Here is a 23,658-nt window from a genome sequence, read left to right as displayed (position 1 = left end):
CAGCGGACAGCCCTCAAGGCAGCGCCATCGCGGCCGCGCCCATCGCGCGCGCCGCCTGCACGGAGATCGACCAGCGCCTGGACGTGAGCGCCTCGACCATCGTGAGACGCCCCTCGGGAATGAACGCCCCGGTGTCGATGAACATCTGCGAGCCAATCTGGCGCAGCTCGCGCATGGGCGTGTGCCCGCAATAGGTCAGCGAAAGCGCGGCATGCGCGGGTGGTGGATGCATGGCCGTATTCAGCGCCAGCTCGCGCCCCCACAGCATGCGCTCGCGCACTTCGGCATCGAACTGGCCGGCGTCGAGTGCGGCGTCGTCGCCGAAGAATTCCGCGTGCAGCACGTTAAAGCGCGTCGCGCCCTCGCCCACCACGCGCACGAGCGGCAGCTCGCGCAACCGCCGCGCGTGCGCGGCCAGCACGTGGTCGGGCAGCCCCTGCGCCCAGCCCCCGCCGATGCCGTACCAGCGGAACCGCGCGAGCCGTCCTTGCGCGACCGCGCACAACATGTCTTCGTGATTGCCGAGCACGGCGTGGAACCAGGGCTTGTCGAGCAGCGAGAGCGCTTCCTCGCACTGATCGCCGCGATCGACGAGATCGCCCACCGAAAACAGGCGGTCGCGCGTGCCGTCGAATCCGACTTGGTGGAGCAGATAACGCAAGGCATCCACGCAGCCGTGCAGGTCGCCGATCACGAAATCGCGACCGGCCGCATTGGCAGCGTGATGCTGGACGACAGGAGCAAGAGTGGGGGTCATCGCTTCATCATAGCGCTGCGTGTCCGCAGCGTATGCGGGCCAATGATCGTTTCGCGAGCGGTTTTCGCACAGCCGCCGCGCGTCATTGCGGTTGCGCGCGCAGCGCCGCCACCTCGTCCGGCGTGATGCTCGCCCGAGGGTCGCCGAACTGCCTCGTCACGTAGTTCGCAATCGCCGCGACCTGGTCGTTGCTCAGCGCGTCGCCGAATGCCGGCATCAGCACGTCGGCGCCCCGGGTCTGGCGTCGCACGCCGTGCAGGATCGTCATCGTCAGGTTGCTCGGGCTCGGCGCGCCCGTCACGCTGTTGTGGATGAGCGATGGATAGGCGAGCGGCGCGCTCGCGCCCACGCCCGCGCCGGTCCAGTTGTGGCAGCTCGCGCAGTTCGCCACGAATAGCTGCGCCCCGTTCACGCTCGTGATGGTGGCGCCACGCAGTGCGGTGACGTCGTCGTTGGCGGGCTTGCCGAACGAATCGCGCGAGCGCGTCACGCCGCCCGCTACCGGCCGTTGCCCGCGCAAATAAGCGGTGATCGAGCGCTGGTCCTCGGCGCTCAGGTACTGCGTGGAGTTCTGCACGACCTCGGCCATCGGCCCGGCGGCGTTCGCGTGGCCGGCGGCCACGCCGGTGACGAGATAGCTCACGAGCGCCTCGTCGCTCCAACCGCCGATGCCGGCCGCGCGGTCCGGCGTGATGTTGTACGCCTGCCAGCCCGCCTGCGTCGCGCCCGAGAGGCGCTCGCCCGTTTTCAGGCCCTGCATGAAATTGCGCGGCGTGTGGCACTCCTCGCAATGCGCGAGCCCTTCGACCAGATAAGCGCCCCGGTTGTATTCGGCGCTCTTTTTCGGATCGGGCACGAAGCGGCCTTCGTCGAAATTGAACAGATTCCAGAACACCAGCAGCCAGCGCTGGTTGAACGGGAACCCCAGCTCGTTGGCGGGCGGCTTGTAACGGATCGGCGCGAGCGTGTTCAGGTACGCGCGGATCGCGAGCACATCCTGCTCCGTCAGGCGCGTGAACTCCACGTAGGGAAACGCGGGATAGAGGCGCTCACCGGCCTTGCCAACGCCCTCGTGCATCGCGCGCATGAAATCGGAGTCGGTCCATTGGCCGATGCCGGTATCGGGATCGGGCGTGATGTTGGGCGTGTAGAGCTTGCCGAACGGCGTGCTGATCGCGCGGCCGCCCGCGAAGGGCCGGCTCGCGTCGGCGGTGTGGCACGCGGCACAGTCGCCCATACGCGCGAGGTACTCGCCGCGCTTGACGAGCTCCGGGCGCGCCGCGGCGTCGTCGGGGGCCGCCGGGCCTTCGCCGCGCGCGGTCGGCAGCAGCATTTCGTCGACGCCGCGTGTCTCGCCGTCATGCGCGGCGTGCCACGCCATGTAAAGCGCAAACCCGCAGAACAGCATCGCCGCCAGCGTGGCGCGCGCACGTTGGGCGCGATGAGCACGATCGGCGCGCGGAGTGTGATGGGGGCGATCGGCGGGAGGCTTGCTTGCGTTCATCATCGGTCTCTGTCGCCTCACAGCTCGCGGCGCAGCTTGTCGGCCAGCTTGAGCGCCAGCGCGGCAATGGTCAGCGTGCAGTTCACCGAGGCAGCCGTCGGCATCACCGCACTGCCGGCGACGAACAGGTTCGAATGGTCGTGCGTGCGGCTGTCGGCATCGACCACCGAATCGGCCGGGTTCGTGCCCATGATCGTCGTGCCCATGATGTGATTGTTGGGCGCGAAAGTGTCGTCGAAGGCGATCTCCGTGCCACCGAAAAGCTCGGCGATCTTCGCGTAGAGATCGTGCGTGTTGGCGGCGCTCTTCTTCACGTAGTCGTTGATCGAGTAATGGATCTCGGGCTGCGGGATGCCAAGCGCATCCTTGTGCTCACTCGATGGCAGCACGCGGTTTTGCGGCTCGGGCAAATGCTCGTGGAAGCTGTTGATGGTCAGCGTGCGCGCGGCGCGGTCACGGATCTCACGATCGAGCTCCGCGCCCGTCAAGCCGTTCTTGATGAGCGCGGCAGTCACGGCCGGCGTGGCCACGCCGTTCGAGAGATGCAGCTTCTTGGCGGCGTACTCGGAACGGAATGCGCCGTCGCGGAAGTTCACCACCGAGGTCATCTCCATCGGCCCGCGCCCCGGCCACAGCGGCTCGTTGGCGAGGAACGTGACGCCTGTGCCCGGATGATCCATGAGGTTGCGGCCCACCTGGTCCGAGCGATTGCCGATGCCGTGCGCGAACGCGTCGCTCGTGGACATCAGCATGAGCTTGGGCGTCTCGATGCCGTTGGCGGCCAGCACGAAAAGCTTGCCCGTCACGCGCGTGCTGTTGCCGTGCGGGTCCTTGTAGTGCACGGCCGTGACGAGGCCTTTGTTGTCGGCCTCGATGCGATACACCACCGCCTCGGCGATGAGCTGGGCGCCCGCGCGTTCGGCCTTGTCGGCGTGGACGATGCCGCCGTACATCGCCGCAATCGGGCAGATCGGCATGCAATTGTTGTTGCCGCAGCAAGTCGGGCGCGCATCGTAAGGACGGCTGTTGCGCGCCACCGGCTCGGGCACCACGTGAAAGCCGTTCGCATTGAGCACGTCGCTGAAGCGCTGATCCATGTACGAGAGCGGCAGCATGTCCATCGGATAGGGCTTCGCGCGCGGCGAGCCGAGGTCGTGCCGCGCCGGGTCCGGGCCCGAGACGCCCAACTCGATTTCGGCGGCCAGATACCAGGGCTCGAGCGTCTCGTACGGATACGGCCAGTCGCGGCCCACGCCGTACTGCGTCTTCAGGCGGAAGTCGGCGGGCAAGAGACGCCAGGCCGCCGCCGCCCAGTGCCACGTGGTGCCGCCCACGAGCCGCAAGTATTGCGAGTTGTAGGGATGGTCGCCCTTCTGCACGAGGTAGTCGTTGGGCGGCGAGTACTGCGGATGCGGCGCATAAGGCATCGAAGGATACGGCGTCGCGAAGTCGGCTTTGGCCGGCGAGTTGCGGAAGTTCTCGACGATCTGCCAGCGCGCTAGACGCGGCCCCGCTTCGAGCAGGATCACCGATGCGCCCGCTTGCGCCATCTGGTACGCAACCAGACTGCCCGCCACACCGGAGCCGACCACGACCACGTCGGCAGAATGCTTGATCGCCATTGTCGTCCCTCGTTGCCTACGGCCTGGCCGATGCGGAGGACAGCGCTGCCACCGTGGCGGCCGGCATGTCAGCGGGTTTCGTTGTCCAGTAGAACGGCACGTCGCGGCAATACGACGGGATCGTCAGCACGTCGCTGACCGGATCGAACATCAAGGCTTTCTCGTAGGCCACCACCTGCACCTTCGGCATGTCGCCCACGAGCCCGAGATACCACGCGCGCACGATGTCGCCGACGGTCGCCGCAAGCTCTGGCCGATCGATCCTGAGCGCGGCCGTGACGGTGTCCGAGGGCACGCCGCCGTGCCCCTTGATCCACGTGTTGAGCGCGCCGACGTTCTGCTCGAACGTGCTGCTCGCGCGCGCAAGCGCAGCGTGAATGCGCTGGCCGAGCACGGCGTCGAAGCGCGTGCGGCCGGTAAGGGACTGAGAGAGTGCGATGAAGGCCTGGTAGCCGCTGTCCGCGGGCATACCGGCAGCGGGCACACCGGCATCGGGCGCGCTGGCTGAACCGGCCGCCGCTGCATCGGCAATACCGAAGGCATACTGCGCGCCACGCCGGCCGGCCAGCGCGAAAGCGAGCGTCGCGGCGGCAGCGCACGCGCCGGTCACGAACCGGCGCCGGCCAGGGCGTGCGATGCGCCGATCGCGCGATGCACGAGCATGGGGCAAATGAACGGTCCCGTTCTGCGTCACATCGGTCATGGATACTCCAGACGAAGGGTCTATCCCGCGCGAGCGGGGCTACACACTTGCCGCCAATGCCGGCGACGATGCATACGGGAAAAGTTTGCAATCTTGTCCAAACATGCGCGTACCGGACCGATCCACGCATGAAAGGTACGGATGACGCGCTGCGCCTGCAATATAGCGTTTCCTGACCCGGTTCGACAAACCGTGCGTTGCGATGCCCGGCATAACACGCGGCCGACGAGCCTGCGTGGTGGCGGCCAACCGGTCGAGCGGCGGCCTCGGGCATACGCCTTGCTGGATCTCCCCCGTGCCTGGTTCCGGCGGATTTCTGTCTGGCTCCTGTTTGGTTCCGGCCGGCTCTTGCACTACTCTGAACAGGGCGTGCCGCTCGCATGGCTTGTGCGGTTCGCTCCGGCAGCCCACGGGCAACGTGATCGCATCCGGTGTTACATCGGCTTTGCATCCACGTCGCCCGACGAATCTGGATAAGACCGATGGAAGCTCCCCACGCCTATGCGCCGCGGATCTATTTCGTTCATTCCGTCCTGGTCGGAGCGCTCGACGCGTGGCCCGCGCAATTCGCGCACGCCGCCTCGCTAGGCTTCGACCATGTTCTGATCGGCGCCTTGTTCGCGCCGGGCGTCGCAACGTCGGGCGCCACGGGCGATGACCGCATCGTCGCCGACCATACCCGCTTGCATCCCGCCTTCGGCACGCACGAGCGCATGGACGAGACGCTGCGCCTGCTCGCGTCCACCGCGCGCTCGCGCGGCATCACGCTGCTCGCGGACCTCACGCTCGACCGCACCGCTGCCCATGGCGCGCTCCACACCGCGCATCCCGAATGGTTCCATCCGTTCGAGCCCGAAGACGCGCGGCTCGATCCGCGCCATGGCCATCGCGACGCCAACGTCGCCTATGCCGACTTCGCGCGCGCGGGTGCGCCGCTCGCGGTGTGGTGGGCGCAACTCGCGAGTCGTCTCGCCGATGCAGGCATCGGCGGTTTTCGCATCGATTCGCCGCATCGGGTGCCGGCCAACGTGCTGCGCGCGATCTTCGACGCGGTGCGCGCGAGCCATCCGCAAACACACTGGCTCGCGGCCACGCCAGGCCTCGCGCGCGACGAACTCGCGCAACTCGAGCATGCCGGCTTCGACGCCGCGTTCACGTCGCTGCGCTGGTGGGATTTCTCGTCGAGCTGGCTCGCCGAGGAGCACGCGGTCATGCGGCGCGTGGGCTCGCCCATCGCGTTTCCCGAGGCACCGTATGGCCCGCGCCTCATTCATGAGCTGCGCGACCGGGAAGGCGGCGCGGCGTTGGACATGCGCACCGTCGAGCGCGCCTGCAGCCGCATGCTGCGCGCGGCGGCCTCGCTCGGCACGGGCTGGCTCGTGCCGATGGGCTTCGAATACGGCATCGACGATGCGATCCGCCACGACACGCAAACGCTGGACGCGCACGCATGGGAAGCCGCGAAAAAGCGCGCGCCGTTCGACCTCAGCGCCGATATCGCGCATGCCAACGCATTGCAGCGCGAAACCTGGACGCTCCAGACCAACGGCGAACTGCGTGCGCTCAACGGCCCCGGCGCGCCCGTGGCCGCGCTGCTGCGCGGCGACCACGCCGATCTGCGCGAGTCCGGCGAAGCGCTGCTCACGCTCGTCAATCCTTCGCTCGATGCGCCCGTGCGCGTGAACATGGCGCATCTGCTCGACGGCGTGCCCGGCAACTTCACGCGTTTCACGCCGCTCGACGCGCAGACGCTGCGCGGCGCGCGCACGAGCGCGCCTCACGACGCGAGCGCCGTGCCCGAAACCTTCGCACTGCCCGCGGGCGCTTGCTGGATGTTCGGCGCGCTCGCGAGCCCGATGGTCACGCTCGCGCCGCCCGAGGATCTCGCGAAGTCGCCCACGAGCGGCCACAGGAGCGTGCTCGAAGCGATCGCCGCGCCGCGCCTCGCCATCGAGAGCGTGCAGCCCTCGGTCGATCATGGCCGCTTCGTCGCGAAGCGCGTGGTGGGCGAGCGCTGCGAAGTGCGCGCGGCGATCTTCGCCGAAGGCCACGACCGCATCGACGCCGCCGTCCTCTGGCGCGCCGCCGACGAAACCGCGTGGCACGAAGCCCCGATGACGCCGCTGCCGCCCGCCGGCACCGATCTATGGAGCGGCCACTTTCCGCTCGAACGCGTGGGCCGCTACGAATTCGTCGTGATCGCGTGGCGCGACGATTTCGCCTCGCTCGCCGATCATCTGCAGAAAAAGCGTGCGGCCCATCAGCCCGTGGATCTCGAGCTCGAAGAAGCGAGCCGCCTGCTCGCACTCGTGCTCGCGACGGCGCGAACCTCGGGCGAGAACGAACCAGGCGGCCTCGCGCATGCGCACGATGCTCTCGATGCGCTCGTGAAGCGCTTTATCAGCGCCGACACGGATACGCGTTGCGCGATGCTCGCCGCGCCCGCCACGGCCGCCGCCGTGCGCGCGGCCCGTCATCGCCCGTTCCTCGCGCGCGACGCCCAGGTGCAACGCGTGGACGCCGAACGTGGCGCCGCGCGCTACGCAAGCTGGTACGAGATCTTTCCGCGCTCGATGAGCGACGACGAAACGCGCCACGGCACCTTCGACGACGTGATCGCCAAGATGCCGCGCATCCGCGAGATGGGTTTCGACGTGCTGTACTTCCCGCCCATTCATCCGATCGGGCTCGCGAACCGCAAGGGCCGCAACAACGCGCTCACCGCGCAGCCCGGCGACGTGGGCAGCCCCTACGCGATCGGCGCGGCCGAAGGCGGCCACACCGCCGTGCATCCGCAGCTCGGCACGCTCGACGACTTCCGCCGCATGGTAAGCGCCGCGCATCGGAACGGCCTCGAAATCGCGCTCGATTTCGCGATCCAGTGCTCGCCCGATCATCCGTGGCTCAAGGCGCATCCGGGCTGGTTCGCGTGGCGGCCCGACGGCACGCTGCGCTACGCGGAAAATCCGCCAAAGAAGTACCAGGACATCGTGAACCCCGAGTTCTACGCGCACGATGCGAAGCCCGACCTCTGGCTCGCGCTGCGCGATGCGATCCTGTTCTGGGTGAACCACGGCGTGCGCATCTTCCGCGTGGACAATCCGCATACCAAGCCGCTGCCGTTCTGGGAATGGATGATCGCCGACGTGCGCGCGCGGCATCCCGACGTGATCTTTCTCTCCGAAGCCTTCACGCGCCCGCGCCTGATGTATCGGCTCGCCAAGATCGGCTTTTCGCAGTCGTACACGTACTTCACGTGGCGCGAGTCCCGGCGCGATTTCATCGACTACCTCACCGAGCTCACACAGACGGCGGTGCGCGACTTCTACCGGCCCAACTTCTTCGTCAACACGCCCGACATCAATCCGCGCTATCTGCAAAGCGGCGCGCGTTCGAGCCATCTGATCCGCGCGGCGCTGGCCTCGCTGCTCTCGGGCCTGTGGGGCGTCTATAGCGGCTTCGAACTCTGCGAGGCGCGCGCATTGCCCAACAGCGAAGAATATCTGGACTCCGAAAAGTACCAGCTGCGCGCCTGGGACTGGGACCGGCCCGGCAACATCGTGCCGGAGATCACCGCGCTCAACCGCATCCGCCGCGCAAATCCCGCGCTGCAGACGCATCTGGGCATCACGTTCCTGCCCGCGCGCAACGAAGCCATGCTGTGCTTCGAGAAAGCCACGCCCGCGCGCGATAACGTGGTCGTGGTGGCGATCAACCTCGACCCCCACGCCGAGCAAGGCGCCGACTTCGAGCTTTCGTGGTCGACCTTCCAGCACTGGCAGATCGACGATCGGGCGCGCCTTGCCGTGGTCGACGAAATCACGGGCGAGCGCTTCGAATGGCAAGGCCGCTGGCAGCATGTGCGGCTCGATCCGCACGCGCGGCCGTTCGCGATCTGGCGCATCGCGCCCATCGACGGACTGCCGCGCGAAACCCCAACCCTGGAGACGGCAGACGAGCCGCATATCGAAGGTCACCCCGAACTGGACCAGGACTTCCCGCCCGGAGGAGCGACATGAAACGCGATCCCGCCTCCCACGAGACGCCGCCGCACGCAGAAGCGCCGCTCACGCATGACCCGACCGCCACCGAGGCCGACGCTCATGCGGAGCACGAGCGCCATGGCACGCAAAAGCGCGGCAAACCCTCGCAGCTTTCCGACGATCCGCTCTGGTACAAGGACGCGATCATCTACCAGGTGCATGTGAAGTCGTTCTACGACTCGAACAACGACGGCGTAGGCGACTTCCCGGGCTTGCTCGCGAAGCTCGACTACATCGCGGGCCTGGGCGTGACGGCGATCTGGCTGCTGCCGTTCTATCCTTCGCCGCGCCGCGACGATGGCTATGACATCGCCGACTACCGCAACGTGCACCCCGACTACGGCCAGCTCGCCGACGTGCGCCGCTTCATTCAGGAAGCGCACGCGCGCGGCATCCGCGTGATTACCGAGCTCGTCATCAATCACACCTCGGACCAGCACCCGTGGTTCCAGCGCGCGCGGCGCGCGAAGCCCGGCTCGAACCACCGCAACTACTACGTGTGGTCGGACACCGATCAGAAGTACCAGGGAACCCGCATCATCTTCATCGACACCGAGCCGTCGAACTGGACCCACGACCCCGTCGCGGGCGCCTACTACTGGCACCGCTTCTACTCGCACCAGCCCGACCTCAATTTCGACAACCCGGCCGTGCTGCGCGAAGTGCTGCACGTGATGCGCTTCTGGCTCGACATGGGCATCGACGGGCTGCGCCTCGATGCGGTGCCCTACCTCGTCGAGCGCGAAGGCACCAACAACGAGAACCTGCCCGAGACGCACTCGGTCCTCAAGCAGATTCGCGCGACCATCGACGAGCATTACCCGAACCGCATGCTGCTGGCCGAGGCGAACCAGTGGCCCGAGGACGTGCAGGAGTACTTCGGCCAGGAAGACGAATGCCATATGGCGTTCCACTTCCCGCTGATGCCGCGCCTGTATATGGCGATTGCGAGCGAAGACCGCTTCCCGATCATCGACATCATGAAGCAGACCCCGGATCTGCTGCCGAGCTGCCAGTGGGCCGTGTTCCTGCGCAACCACGACGAGCTCACGCTCGAAATGGTTACGGACTCCGAACGGGACTATCTCTGGAACACCTATGCGAGCGACCGGCGCGCGCGCCTGAATCTGGGCATACGGCGGCGCCTCGCGCCGCTCATGGAGCGCGACCGCCGCCGCATCGAGCTCATCAACTCGCTGCTGCTCTCAATGCCGGGCACACCCGTGATCTATTACGGCGATGAGCTCGGCATGGGCGACAACATTCACCTCGGCGACCGCGACGGCGTGCGCACGCCGATGCAGTGGTCGTCCGACCGCAACGGCGGCTTCTCGCGCGCCGACCCCGAGCAACTGGTGCTGCCGCCGCTGATGGGCTCGCTCTATGGCTACGACGCCATCAACGTGGAGGCGCAAACGCGCGACCCGCATTCGCTACTCAACTGGACGCGCCGCATGCTCGCCACGCGCCGCGCGAATCAGGCGTTCGGGCGCGGCTCGATCCGCTTCCTGCGCCCCGCCAATCGCAAGATCCTGGCGTATCTGCGCGAGATGCCGGGCGAGCCCTCGATCCTGTGCGTGGCGAATCTCTCGCGCGCGCCGCAGGCGGTCGAGCTCGATCTCTCCGAATTCGCAGGCGCAGCGCCCGTGGAAATGACCGCCGATTCGGTGTTCCCGCCCGTCGGCCAGCTGCCCTATCTGCTCACGTTCCCGCCCTACGGCTTCCTGTGGTTCCTGCTGTGCCCGGGCGATCAGCGGCCCTCGTGGAGCCAGCCGACTTCCGAGCAGTTGCCTGAATTCGTGACCGTCGTGATTCGCGAAGGCCAGACCGGGGCCACGCCCGAGAACGTGCGCCTGCTCGAATCCGAGGTGCTGCCCTCATGGCTGTCGCGGCGGCGCTGGTTCGCCTCGAAGGACAAGGCGCTGCGCGCCGTGCGGCTCGCCGCGCTCACGACCATTCACGGCGCCGGCTTCGCCTTCACCGAGATCGAGGCCGAACTCGCCGACGGCACGAGCGAGCGCTACGTGCTGCCCATCGCCATCACCTGGGGCGCGGACACCACCACGCCGCTGCATATCCAGCTCGCGCTCTCGCGCGTGCGGCGCGGGCGCACGATCGGCTACCTCACCGACGCGTTCTCGCTGCCATGGTTCGCCCATGGCGTGCTGCGCAAGCTGCGCGAGCACGCAGCCGTGCCCACGGTGCAGGGCAGCACGATCCGCTTCGAGCCCACCGACCGGCTCGACGAGATCGATTTGGGCGAAGCGCCCGAAGTCCGCTGGCTCGCCGCCGAGCAGAGCAACAGCTCGCTGATCGTGGCGGAAACCATCGTGCTCAAGCTCGTGCGCCGCCTGATCGCCGGCGTGCATCCCGAAGCGGAAATGAGCCGTTACCTCACGCAGCACGGCTACGCGAACACCGCGCCGCTCTACGGCGAAGTGGTGCGCGTGGATCCGCAGGGCGTGCCGCATACGCTCGCGATCCTGCAAGGCTATATCGACAACCAGGGCAATGCGTGGGACTGGGCGCTCGATTATCTGCGCCGCACCGTCGACGACCTCGCGCTCGCCGCCGACGACGGCGACACCGGCGACCAGGCGCATGAAGAAGAAGTGATGCAGAACTATGCGTCGGTGATCGGTGCGATCGGCAAGCGTCTGGGCGAGCTGCACGCCATACTCGCCGCGCCGAATGACGACCCGGCTTTCACGCCCGAAGCCGCGACGCGCGAAGACGTGGGCCAGTGGATCGCCGATACGAAAAAGATGCTGGCCGAGGCGCTCGACATCGTCGCGCAGCATACTGGCGAGAAAGTTCACACGCTCGACGACGACGCGCGCGAGCTCGCACGCAGTCTGGTCGAACACCGCGAGCAACTGATGGCGAAGATCGACGAGCTCGTGCCGCTCGACGCGTCGACACTGCGCATCCGCATTCACGGCGATTTCCATCTCGGCCAGGTGCTGATCTCGCAAGGGGACGCCTATTTGATCGACTTCGAAGGCGAGCCCGCGCGCTCGCTCGAATACCGCCGTGCGAAGCAGTGCGCGCTGCGCGACGTCGCGGGCCTGCTGCGCTCGCTCTCGTATGCGGGCGCGGCGGCCCAGTCGACCACCGAAAGCGCCCCGCAGCGGATTGCCGAGCGCAAGCACGCGCTGTTCGAACGTTTTCGCAACCATGCGGCCGAGACGTTCCTGAGCCAGTATCGCGCGGCCGTCTCGCAAGCCCCGCTCGCGCTCGTGAGCGCCACCCACGAGCAGGCGCTGCTCGACCTGTTCCTGATCGAGAAGGCCGCCTACGAAATCCGCTATGAGGCGGCCAACCGGCCCAGCTGGCTCGCGCTGCCGATCCGCGGGCTTGCCGCGATCGCGAACCGCGTGCTCGGCCTCGCGCCCGCGCAAGCGCCAACCCACACGCACCCGCACGCGGGAGGAAGCGGACATGGCTGAACGCAAACCGGACGCCGGCCTGTATCAGCACGACATCGACGCGCTCCTCGCGGGCCGCCACGCCGATCCATTCGCGCTGCTCGGGCTGCACTGGGTCGATGACGCGCCGTACGTGCGTGCATGGCTGCCGAACGCGGCGCAGGTACGCGTGCTCGCGCGCGACCGCGCGCAGACGCTTGCAGAACTCGCGCTCGTGCATCCCGCAGGACTCTTCGCCGGGCCGCTCACGCAGGCTGTGCCGTACCGGCTTGAAATCGACTGGCACGGCGTCACGCAGGAAACAGAGGATCCCTACTCATTCGGCCCGCAGCTTGCGCAAGACGCGCTGCACCGGCTCGCCGACGGCGATCCCTACGCGGTGCTCGAATGCCTCGGCGCACGGCCGCTGACCTGCGAGGACGTGCCCGGCGTGCGCTTCGCGGTATGGGCGCCGAATGCACAGCGCGTTTCCGTGGTGGGCGACTTCGACGCGTGGGACGGACGCCGCCATCCGATGCGGCTGCGCCACGAAGCCGGCGTATGGGAACTGTTCATTCCGCGCTTGGCCGCCGGCGCGCGCTACAAGTACGAGATCCTCGGCGCGCGCGGCGAGGTGCTGCCATTGAAGGCCGATCCGTGCGCGTTCCAGACCGAAGCGCCGCCTGCCACGGCTTCGGTGGTCGCGCCAGTGGACGCGCTCGACGGTTTCGCTTGGCGCGACGGCGAATGGCTGCAAACACGCGCGCAAAAACAAAGCGCGCGCGCGGCCATGTCGATCTATGAAGTGCATGCGCCCTCGTGGCTCCCCACGCATGGCGCAGATGCGCCCACCCCCTCGCCCGACTGGCAGGCGCTCGCGGAGCGCCTGATTCCCTACGCGCAAGGCATGGGCTTCACGCATCTCGAGCTGCTGCCCATCGCCGAGCACCCGTTCGGCGGCTCGTGGGGCTATCAGCCGCTGTCGCAATTCGCGCCCACGGCTCGCCTCGGCTCGCCGCTCGACTTCGCGGCCTTCGTGGATCGCGCGCACGAGGCCGGGCTAGGCGTGATCCTCGACTGGGTGCCCGCACATTTCCCGAACGATGCGCACGGCCTGATCGACTTCGACGGCACCGCGCTCTACGAGCACGCGGACCCACGCGAGGGCTATCACCCCGACTGGAACACGATGATCTACAACCTCGGCCGTCGCGAGGTGAGCGCGTTCCTGATCGCTTCGGGACTCGCGTGGCTGATGCGCTATCACGTCGACGGCCTGCGCGTCGATGCCGTCGCTTCGATGCTCTACCGCGACTATTCTCGCGCGCCCGGCGAATGGGTGCCGAACATCCATGGCGGCCGCGAGAATCTCGAATCGATCGCCTTCCTCAAGCGCCTCAATCACGAAACGCAGTACGTGCCGCAGCGCCCCGGCGTGATCACCATCGCAGAGGAATCGACGGCCTGGCCCGGCGTGACAGCGCGCCCCGAGGACGGCGGCCTCGGCTTCCAGTTCAAGTGGAACATGGGCTGGATGCACGACACGCTCCATTACATGCACGAAGATCCGGTGTATCGGCGCTATCGCCATCACGAAATGACCTTTGCTATGGTCTATGCATGGTCCGAGCGCTTCGTGCTGCCGCTCTCGCACGACGAAGTCGTGCACGGCAAGGGGTCGCTGCTCGGCAAGATGCCCGGCGACCGCTGGCAGCGCTTTGCGAACCTGCGCGCGTACGTCGGCTTCATGTGGGCGCACCCGGGCAAGAAGCTGCTGTTCATGGGCGGCGAGTTCGGGCAGATGGCGGAGTTCGACCACGACGGCACGCCGCACTGGGACCTGCTCGACGACCCGCTGCACCGCGGCGTGCAAACGCTGGTGCGCGACCTCAACCGGCTCTACGCAGACGAGCCTGCGCTCCACATGCTCGACGCGGAACCGGGCGGCTTCGAATGGCTCGTCTCCGACGACACCGAAAACAGCGTGCTCGCGTGGCGGCGCGTGGACGGCTCGGGCCGCGAGATCGTGGTGGTCTGCAACTTCACGCCAGTACCGCGCCACGGCTACCGGATCGGCATGCCGCAGCCCGGCGAATGGGAGGAAGCGCTCAACACCGACGCCGGCATCTACGGCGGCTCGAACATGGGCAACGGGGGCCTCGTATGCACGGAGCCCGTGCAAAGTCACGGCAAGCCGCAATCGGCAGCCCTCGTGCTGCCGCCGCTCGGCACGCTGATACTGCGCTTGCGCCGCTAATCCTTTGCACGCGCCGCGGCCGCCACAAGACCATCAGGAATCCGATGCAATACAAGAAACACGAGAAGGAGCATCGACATGGCTAACGGCCTGCCCGAGCCACTGCTGCCCGGCGCGCCCTACCCGCTCGGCGCGACATGGGACGGGCTCGGCACGAACTTCGCGGTGTTCTCGGCGCACGCGTGGCGCATCGAGCTGTGCCTGTTCGACCCGACCGGGCGCAAGGAGCGCACGCGCTACACGCTGCCCGAATGCACCGACGAAGTCTGGCACGGCTATTTGCCGGGCGCCCATCCCGGCACGGTGTATGGATTGCGCGCGCACGGCCCCTATCAGCCGCATCTGGGCCACCGCTTCAATCCGTACAAGCTGCTGCTCGACCCCTACGCGAAGCGGCTGATCGGCCAGTTCCGCTGGTCGGACACGCTGTTTGGCTACCGCGTGCATTCGAACCGCGCCGACCTCTCGTTCGATCGCCGCGACTCGGCGCCCGCCATGCCCAAGGCCGTGGTCAGCCACGACGCGTTCGACTGGTCGCGCGACGTACGGCCAAACACGCCGTGGGGCAAAACCGTGATCTACGAGACCCATTTGCGCGGCATCTCGATGCTGCGTCACGAGCTGCGCTCGCACACGCGCGGCACCTTCGCGGGACTCGCCTCGCCGCGCTTCATCGAGCATCTGCACAAGCTGGGCATCACCGCCGTGGAGCTGCTGCCGATGCAGGCCCTGCTCACCGAGCGCTTTCTGTTCGAGCGCGGCCTGCGCAACTACTGGGGCTACAACCCGGCCGCGTACTTCGCGCCCGAGCCCTCTTATCTCTCGGGCCACGATCCCGACGAAATGCGCATCGCTGTGCGCCAGCTTCACGCGGCCGGCATCGAAGTGATCCTCGACGTGGTCTACAACCACACCTGCGAAGGCAGCGAAGGCGGGCCGACGGTCTCGTGGCGCGGGCTCGACAATGCAAGCTACTACCGCTGCGTGCCGGGCGACGAGCGGCATCTCATCAACGACACAGGCTGCGGCAACACGCTCAACCTCACGCATCCGCGCGTGCTGCAGATGGTGACCGATTCGTTGCGCTACTGGGTCACCTCGTACGGCATCGATGGCTTTCGCTTCGACCTCGGCGTCACGCTCGGGCGCGAAGCGCACGGCTTCGATCCCGCCAGCGGGTTTTTCGACGTGCTGCGCCAGGACCCCGTGCTCTCGCGCGTCAAACTGATCTCCGAGCCGTGGGACGTGGGGCCGGGCGGCTATCAGCTCGGCCATCATCCGCCGGGCTTCGCCGAATGGAACGACCGCTTTCGCGACAGCGTTCGGCGTTACTGGCGCGGCGACCCCGGCCAGCGCGCCGATCTCGCCGCGCGCCTCACCGGTTCCGCCGATCTCTTCGACAAGCGCACGCGCCGCCCCTGGGCGTCGCTCAATTTCGTGACCTCGCACGACGGCTTCACGCTCGCCGATCTCGTCGCACATGAACACAAGCACAACGAATCAAACGGCGAAGACAACCGCGACGGCCACAACGAGAACTGGAGCGCGAACTGGGGCGCGGAAGGCCCAACCGACGATCCGGCGATTCTCGATACGCGCGCACGCGTCGCGCGCTCGATGCTCGCGACGCTGTTCGTCGCGCTCGGCACGCCCATGCTGCTCGCCGGCGACGAGGCGGGCCGCACGCAGCTCGGCAACAACAATGCCTACTGCCAGGACAACGAGCTGTCCTGGCTCGACTGGACGCTTGCCGCAACGCCGCAAGGCGAAGCGATGAGCGCGTTCGTCGCGCGCGCGATCGCGCTGCGGCGCGACCATCCAGTGCTGCGGCAGACGCATTTCCTGTTCGGCGACCGCGACGTGCTGCCGGACGTGCACGACGTGGACTGGTTCGACGAGCACGGCGCGCCGCTCTCGCCCGAGGCGTGGCAGGACCCCGAGGCGCGCGCGTTCGCGATGCGGCGCGCAGGGCCAGGACTCGACGGCGAAATAGAAGTATTGTTAATGATGCTGAACGCCTCCGCGCAGGCGGTGACGTTCACGGCCGCCGCGCCGCCTTTCGCATGGTCCGTGCTGCTCGACAGCGCGCGCCCCGCAGAACCGCCGCACGCCTTGCCAGGCACGAGCGTGGAAGTCGCCGCGCACACGCTCGTGGTGTTGGGCGCACGGCCTGCGCGTCATGGCGAACCCGGCGCGGCGCAAGACATCGAGGCGCAGGCGAACGGCCAGGAAAGAAGCGCGGCGCAAGGCAGCGAGACGCCGCCGCCCGACCCGCGCCAGCCAGGCGCAGCGCCTGCCGACGAAGACGCAGAAGCAGGCCCAGACGACGACCGCTGAACAGGAATCAGCCATGGCCACGCTATCGCATGATCCGCACGTCCGCCATTACATGCACTGCCTGCCGTTCGGCGCGCAGTTGACGGGCGCCGCGCACGCGCAGCCGCACACGCGCTTTCGCTTCTGGGCGCCCTCGTGCGACAAGGTGCAGGTGGTGTTCGAAGACGGGGCCTGCGCGCCGATCGACATGACGCCCAGCGGCAACGGCTGGTACGAAGCGCAGGCGCCGTGCGGCTCCGGCACGCTGTACCGCTACCGCATCGGCGAGAGCCAACTCGTACCCGACCCCGCTTCGCGCTTTCAGCCCCAGGGCGTGCATGGACCGAGCGAAGTGCTCGACGCGCGCGGCTACGCCTGGCAGCACGCGCACTGGCGCGGACGCCCCTGGGAAGACTCGGTGCTATACGAGTTGCACGTGGGCGCGCTGGGCGGCTATCGCGGCGTCATGAAACGCCTGCCCGCGCTCGCCGACATCGGCATCACCGCCATCGAGCTGATGCCCCTGAACGACTACCCCGGCGAGCGCGGCTGGGGCTACGACGTGGTGCTGCCCTATGCGCCGCACGCGGCCTACGGCACGCCCGACGAACTCAAGGCGCTCGTGGACGCGGCGCACGGCCTGGGCCTCCAGGTGTTCCTCGACGTGGTCTACAACCACTTCGGCCCGGACGGCAACTGGCTCGGCCACTACGCGAAGCCGTTCTTCAAGGCGGGCAAGCGCACGCCCTGGGGCGACGCGCTCGATTTCGCGCGCCCCGAGGTGCGCGACTTCTACAGCGACAACGCGCTCTACTGGCTCACCGAATATCGCTTTGACGGCCTGCGCATCGATGCCGCGCACGCCATCGACGACCCCGAGTGGCTGCGCGAGCTCGCCGACCATGTGCATGCGCGCGTGGAGCCCGACCGCCATGTGCATCTCGTGCTGGAAAACGAGCACAACGAAGCCAATCTGCTCGAAGCGCATTTCGACGCGCAGTGGAACGACGACGCCCACCACGCGCTGCACGTAATGCTGACCGGCGAATCGGAGGGCTATTACCGCGCTTTCGCCGACCACCCGATCCGCCACCTCGCGCGCGTGCTCGGCGAAGGCTTTGCCTACCAGGGCGACCCGTCGCCGATACATGCCGGCGCGCCGCGCGGCGAGCCTAGCGCGCACCTGCCGCCCACCGCGTTCGTGATGTTCCTGCAGAATCACGACCAGATCGGCAACCGCGCGCTGGGCGAACGCCTGCGCGCGCTCAGCGACGACGGCGCGCTGCGCGCGGCCACGGCGCTGCTGCTGCTCTCGCCGCAGATTCCGCTGCTGTTCATGGAGGAGGAATACGGCTCGACGCAGCCGTTTCAGTTCTTCACCGCCTTCGAAGGCGAGCTCGCCAAAGCGGTGCGCGAAGGCCGCCGCAAGGAATTCGCGGCGTTCAGCGCATTCAGCGACGCGGCGCAGCGCGCACAGATTCCCGATCCGAACGATCCGCAAACGTTCGTGAATTCGTCGCCGCCGGCGGACGCGCCGCTCGACGACGAACGGCGCGCGTGGATGCACTTCTACAAGTCCGCGCTCGCCGTGCGCGCGCGTCTTTTGATACCGCGTCTGCACGATGCGCGGCCGCTCGGCGCGACCGTGCTCGCCGACGACGCCGGCCACGCGCTGAATGCGCTCGTCGCGCGCTGGCGTCTCGCCGACGGCGAGACATGGACGATCGCGCTGAACCTCGGCGCGCAAGGCGCGCCGCTCGGCGCACAGCCCGACGGCATGGTCGTCTTCGAGACGCCTGAGCGCGCGCGCGATATCACCGACCGTGGCGTGCTGCCTGAGAGCTCGTGCGTGGCATGGCTCACCGGCGCCGTGCCCGAGTACGCGCTCCATCACGACGCGCGCGTGGTGCGGCTCGAGGAACCGCTCACATGAGCACCGCGCGCCGCAGCGAGACGCTCGCCCAACTCGCGCAACGCGCGGGCTTTGCGGTCGAGTGGACCGACGCGCGCGGCATCGCGCAGCGCGTGCCCGACAGCACGCTCGCCGCGCTGCTCGAATGCGCGGGCCTGCCCTGCGCGAACGCCACGCAGATGCGTCACAGCGCTTCCGCGCTGAACGCGGAGCAGTCGTCGCGGCGCCTGCCGCCGCTGATCACCGCCGAATTCGAGAGCGCGATCGAATTGCCCGCTTCGGCGGTGCGCACGGGCAGCCACTATCGCATCGATCTGGAAAACGGCGAGCATATCGAAGGCCGCTTCACCGCGCCGCGCGACGCGCCCGCGTTGCTCGCGCCGCTTTCCGAGCCCGGCTATCACACGCTCTCGGTCCATGATCACCGCCTGACGATCGCCGTCGCGCCGCCGCGCTGCCACACCCTCGACGACGCCTGGCGCGCGCGGCACGGCGACACGGCGCGCGTGCCTCCGCTCTGGGGTGTCGCGGCGCAATTATATGGACTCCGACGCAATGGCGATGGCGGCATCGGTGATTACAGCGCGCTGGCCACGCTCGCCACTCAGAGCGCGCGGCACGGCGCGCATGCGCTCGCGGTCAGCCCCACGCATGCGATGTTCAGCGCCGAGCCGGGCCACTTCAGTCCGTACTCGCCTTCCTCGCGGCTCTGGCTCAATGTCGCGCATATCGATCCGGCCGCCGTGTTCGGCGCGCAGGCCGCGCATGAAGCCATGCGCAAAGCCGCGCAATCCAGCGACACAGGGCGCGAATTCGAAGCGCTGCCGCTCATCGACTGGACCCGCGCGCTGCCGCTCAAGCTCGCGGTGCTGCGCGTGCTCTTCGATCGATTCGACGATACGGAACGCGCCAGCGATTCATCGCGCGCCAAGGCATTCGAGGCGTTCTGCGCGCGCGGCGGCGAGGCGCTCGAAGACCACGCGCGCTTCGAAGCGCTCCATGCCGCGATGCTCAAGGAGCCCGCCGGCGCCCGTCACTGGCGCGACTGGCCCGCGCCCTTGCGCGACCCGCGCAGTGAAGACGTCGCCCGCTTCGCCGCGGCGCACCGGCGCGAAGTGGACTTTCACCGCTTCCTGCAATGGCTCGCGGCAGAAGGCCTCGCGCGCGCGCAACGCGAGGCGCGCGAGGCCGGCATGGCAGTCGGGCTGGTCGCGGATCTCGCGGTGGGCTGCGATGGCGCGGGCTCGCAGGCATGGGCGCAGCCCGACGACATGCTGCAGCGCGTTTCCGTGGGCGCGCCCCCGGACCTTTTCAACCAGGCCGGGCAAAGCTGGGGTCTCACCACGTTTTCGCCGCGCGCGATGCACAACACCGGCTTTCACGCGTTCATCGCCATGCTGCGCGCCGCGTTCGCGCACGCGGGCGGCGTGCGCATCGACCACATCCTGGGGCTGCGGCGCCTGTGGCTCGTGCCCGAAGGCGAAAGCGCGCAACATGGCGCGTATCTGCGCTATCCGTTCGACGACCTCGTGCGGCTCATCGCGCTCGAGTCGTGGCGGCACCGCGCCATCGTGATCGGCGAGGACCTCGGCACCGTGCCGCCGGGCTTGCGCGAGCGGCTCGCCGCGCATGGGCTCTACGGCATCCGCGTGCTGTGGTTCGAGCGCGAGGGCAGCGCATTTCTCGCGCCAGGACGCTACGCCACGAACTGCGTGGCCACCCCCACCACGCACGATTTACCGACCATCGCGGGCTGGTGGAGCGGCAGCGACATCGACTGGCGCAACCGCATCGGCCAGACACTCGCGCGCGCGGACGGGCGCGACCCCGTCGCGCTCGAACACACCCAGCGCGCCGCCGACCGCGCGGCGCTGTGGCGCGCGTTGCAGGACACCGGCTTCGCGCCGCACGATGCCGCCGAGCCTGAGGCATCGCCTGAGAATGCGCCCGTGGAGGGCGCGCTCGGCTACGTGGCGGTGAGCGCGAGCCCGCTCGTGACCTGTCCGCTCGAAGACCTGCTCGGCCTCGCCGATCAACCGAACCTGCCGGGCTCGATCGACGAGCATCCCAACTGGCGCCGCCGTCTGCCGCTGCCCGTCGACGCCCTGTTCGACGATCCCGCGTTCGCTGCGCGCGTGCGGACCGTCGTGCGTGCGCGTGCGCTGGCCGCAGGCATGGAAAGCGAAGCAGCAGCAGGCGACACCTCCGCGAGCCCGGACAATGCGCCGGCCGCGCCCTCGATGCGTTCCGTGCCATGACACGCCCGCGCGCCACGCTGCGCATGCAGCTCCATCAGGGCTTCACGTTCGACGACGCGCTCGCGCAGCTCGACTATTTCGCCGCGCTCGGCGTGAGCCATCTCTATCTTTCGCCCGTCACGACCGCGCAGCCTGGCTCGCTGCACGGCTACGACACGGTCGACTACGGCACGGTGAGCGAGGAACGCGGCGGCGAAGCAGCGCTGCGGCGACTCGCCGATGCGCTGCACGCGCGCGGCATGGGTCTGATCGTGGATCTCGTGCCCAACCACATGGGCGTGGGCGGCGCGCACAACGCGTGGTGGCTCGACATCCTCGAATGGGGACGCCACAGTGCCTTCGCGCGCTACTTCGACGTCGACTGGCATTCGCCCGACCCGGTGCTGCGCGGCAAGGTGCTGATGCCGTTCCTCGGCGCGCAATACGGCGACGAACTCGCAGCAGGCCGCATCGCGCTGAAGTTCGACGCGGCGCTCGCGCGCTTCTATGTGCAATACGGCCCGCACGTCTGCCCGATCTGCCCCGCCGATTACGCGACGCTGCTGCATGCCGCCAGCGACACGGATCCCAACCTGCTCCAGACGCTCGCCGCGCCGTTCCAGGGCCTCACCACGCAGCCCGACGACCAGGCGCGCGCCGCCACCGCGCGCGCGGCGCTGCGCGACTTCGTCGAGCGCGAAGGCAGCGCCGCCATCGACGCTGCGCTGCAGGCGCACGCGGGCAACCACCCCGCCACGCGCGAGCGCCTGCACCGGCTGCTGGAGCGCCAGCACTTCCGGCTGGCGTGGTGGCGCACCGCCGCGGACGAAGTGAACTGGCGGCGCTTCTTCGACGTGAGTGCGCTCGCGGGCGTGCGCGTGGAGCGCCACGACGTGTTCGAGTCCGTGCACAAGCTCGTATTGCGCCTTTACGCCGATGGCGTGATCGACGGCCTGCGCATCGATCATATCGACGGCCTCGCTGACCCGCGCGAGTATTGCGATCGACTGCGCCAGCGGCTCTGTTCATTGCGCGCGCAACCGCCTTATATCGTGGTCGAGAAGATTCTCGCGCATGGCGAACCGTTGCGCGAGGACTGGGCCGTTCAAGGCACGACCGGCTACGACTTCATGAACGACGTGGGCGCGCTGCTCCACGACCCGGCGGGCGCTGCGCCGCTCGCTGCAAGCTGGGCCGCGATCTCGGGGCAGGACGTCCCCTTCGCGCGCGTCGCGCTCGATGCGCGCCGCGAAGTGCTGGCCGCGTATCTCGCGGCGGAGCTCGATCACGCGGCGCGCGCACTGCACCGCATCGCACGCGAGCAGCCCGCCACGCGCGACTTCACTTACGCGAGCGTGCACCGCGTGGTCGCGCAGCTGGCGATGCACTTTCCGGTCTATCGCATCTACCCGGTGAATGGCCTGCGCGGCCCCGCGGACAACCGCTATTTCGATCTCGCGCTGCAAGCGGCCCGCAAGGCGCTGCCGCGCGCGAGCCTCGCCGCGCTCGATCAGGTCGACGCGTGGCTTGGCGCGCATGCGCCGCCTACGGCTGCAACGAATGGCAACAGCAACGGCGCGAGTGCGGCCAGACACACCGCACAGAGCCCAGCGCCGCTGAGTCATGCGCTCATCGCACAGCGCACCGCGCTGACGCTGTTCTCCCAACTCACCGCGCCGCTCGCGGCGAAAGCAACCGAGGACACCGCGCTCTACCGCTACGGCAGACTGCTCTCGCGCAACGAAGTCGGCGCGGACCCGGACGACTTCTCACGCAGCCTCGATGACTTCCACGCAGCCAATGCGCTGCGCCAGCGCCGCTTCCCGTTCGCCTTGCTCGCCACCGCCACGCACGATCACAAGCGCGGCGAAGACGTGCGCGCGCGGCTCGCGGTGCTCAGCGAAATCGCCCCCGAATGGAGCGCGACGCTGCGCGCGTGGTCCACGCTGAACCAGCCGCAGCGGCGCAGCGACGCGTCGCCTTCATCGTCATCGTCGGGCACGAAGGGAGAATGGGCGCCGGGCCCGGCGGCCGAAGCCATGCTCTATCAAACCCTGGTGGGCTGCTGGCCGCCCGATCTCGACGCCGGCAACGAAGTGCGCGTGCGCGAACTGGCCGAGCGCGTCGCGCAATGGCAAACTAAGGCGCTGCGCGAGGCGAAGCAGCGCACCAACTGGCTCGTTCCTGACGAGGCCTACGAATCGGACTGCCAGGCATTTCTCTTCGATATTCTCGCGCCCCAGCGGCGCGACGGCTTCCTGCATGCACTCGCCACCTTCGTGGCGCGCATCGCGCCGGCCGGCGCCATCAATACGCTGCTGCAAACCGTGCTGCGCCTGAGCTCGCCCGGCGTGCCCGATCTCTATCAGGGCGCCGAGCTATGGGATTTCAGCCTCGTCGATCCGGACAACCGCCGGCCCGTGGATTTTGCGTTGCGCGCGGCGGCGCTGGATAGCCGCGCGCCCGCCGCAAAACTGGCGCACTGGCGCGATGCGCACGTGAAACAGGCCATCATTGCGCGTCTGCTCGCGCTGCGCGAGCGCGTGCCGGCATTGCTGAGCGAGGGCGAGTACTGGCCGCTCGAAGTACGCGGCGCGCAGGCCGCGCACGCGATTGCCTTCGCGCGCCGGCACGGCGAGACGTGGGCTGTGGTGATCGGCACGCTGCATGCAGCGGCGCTGCTCGAAGGCGACCTGCCGCTCGTCGAACCCGCGCGCTGGGACGATACGGCGGTCGTGCTGCCCAAAGCACCCACAGCGTGCCCGGCAACGGCCCTGCACGACTGGCTGAGCGACGCGACCCGCGCCGCGACGCGACACGATCAGGACAACGTGCTGTATCTGCGCGACGTGTTGAGCGCGCTGCCGGTCGCGGTGCTGTCGACCCTCGCGCCAGCCTGA

11 protein-coding genes are annotated in these 23,658 nt (G+C 68.4%); 7 read left to right on the top strand and 4 right to left on the bottom strand.

Annotated elements, in window-relative coordinates; all coding sequences use genetic code 11:
• Positions 1-13 precede the first annotated feature (13 nt).
• The 4 genes from P5W98_RS22060 to P5W98_RS22045 form a co-directional block, all read right to left on the bottom strand.
• Complete coding sequence (locus P5W98_RS22060) at positions 14-757, bottom strand: metallophosphoesterase (protein WP_421025979.1); 744 nt, start codon at positions 755-757, stop codon at positions 14-16.
• A gap of 82 nt (positions 758-839) precedes the next feature.
• Positions 840-2,261: a c-type cytochrome gene (locus P5W98_RS22055; protein ID WP_421027035.1), complete on the bottom strand. Its 1,422-nt coding sequence runs from the start codon at positions 2,259-2,261 to the stop codon at positions 840-842.
• Positions 2,262-2,278: 17 nt separating this feature from the next.
• Entirely contained in the window at positions 2,279-3,883 is a 1,605-nt protein-coding gene (locus tag P5W98_RS22050; protein WP_421025980.1) for a GMC family oxidoreductase, read from the bottom strand.
• A 16-nt stretch (positions 3,884-3,899) separates the two neighbouring features.
• Positions 3,900-4,586, bottom strand: a complete 687-nt coding sequence (locus tag P5W98_RS22045) for a sugar dehydrogenase complex small subunit (RefSeq protein ID WP_421025981.1) — start codon at positions 4,584-4,586, stop codon at positions 3,900-3,902.
• Between the two features lie 482 nt (positions 4,587-5,068).
• On the opposite strand from P5W98_RS22045, the gene P5W98_RS22040 reads away from it, so the two are divergent.
• From P5W98_RS22040 to treY, 7 genes are all read left to right on the top strand, one after another.
• Entirely contained in the window at positions 5,069-8,605 is a 3,537-nt protein-coding gene (locus tag P5W98_RS22040; protein ID WP_421025982.1) for a maltotransferase domain-containing protein, read from the top strand.
• Positions 8,602-12,078 (top strand): maltose alpha-D-glucosyltransferase, encoded by a 3,477-nt coding sequence (gene treS, locus P5W98_RS22035; RefSeq protein ID WP_421025983.1) that lies wholly within the window; start codon positions 8,602-8,604, stop codon positions 12,076-12,078. The genes P5W98_RS22040 and treS overlap by 4 nt, the downstream gene beginning before the upstream one ends.
• Complete coding sequence (glgB, locus tag P5W98_RS22030; RefSeq protein WP_421025984.1) at positions 12,071-14,293, top strand: 1,4-alpha-glucan branching protein GlgB; 2,223 nt, start codon at positions 12,071-12,073, stop codon at positions 14,291-14,293. The genes treS and glgB overlap by 8 nt, the downstream gene beginning before the upstream one ends.
• A gap of 78 nt (positions 14,294-14,371) precedes the next feature.
• Positions 14,372-16,630, top strand: coding sequence for a glycogen debranching protein GlgX (glgX, locus tag P5W98_RS22025; RefSeq protein WP_421025985.1), 2,259 nt, complete (start codon positions 14,372-14,374; stop codon positions 16,628-16,630).
• 13 nt (positions 16,631-16,643) lie between these two features.
• Positions 16,644-18,542, top strand: coding sequence for a malto-oligosyltrehalose trehalohydrolase (treZ, locus tag P5W98_RS22020; protein WP_421025986.1), 1,899 nt, complete (start codon positions 16,644-16,646; stop codon positions 18,540-18,542).
• The gene (malQ, locus tag P5W98_RS22015) at positions 18,539-20,779 is read left to right on the top strand and encodes a 4-alpha-glucanotransferase (RefSeq protein ID WP_421025987.1); all 2,241 of its coding nucleotides are present in this window, start codon (positions 18,539-18,541) and stop codon (positions 20,777-20,779) included. Before treZ ends, malQ begins: the two co-directional genes overlap by 4 nt.
• Complete coding sequence (treY, locus tag P5W98_RS22010) at positions 20,776-23,658, top strand: malto-oligosyltrehalose synthase (RefSeq protein WP_421025988.1); 2,883 nt, start codon at positions 20,776-20,778, stop codon at positions 23,656-23,658. The genes malQ and treY overlap by 4 nt, the downstream gene beginning before the upstream one ends.

It is taken from the genome of Paraburkholderia sp. A1BS-2L (assembly GCF_051125205.1).
Lineage (GTDB): Bacteria > Pseudomonadota > Gammaproteobacteria > Burkholderiales > Burkholderiaceae > Paraburkholderia.
Note: the sequence above shows the minus strand (reverse complement) of the source record. Positions and strands in the feature narration are given on the sequence as shown.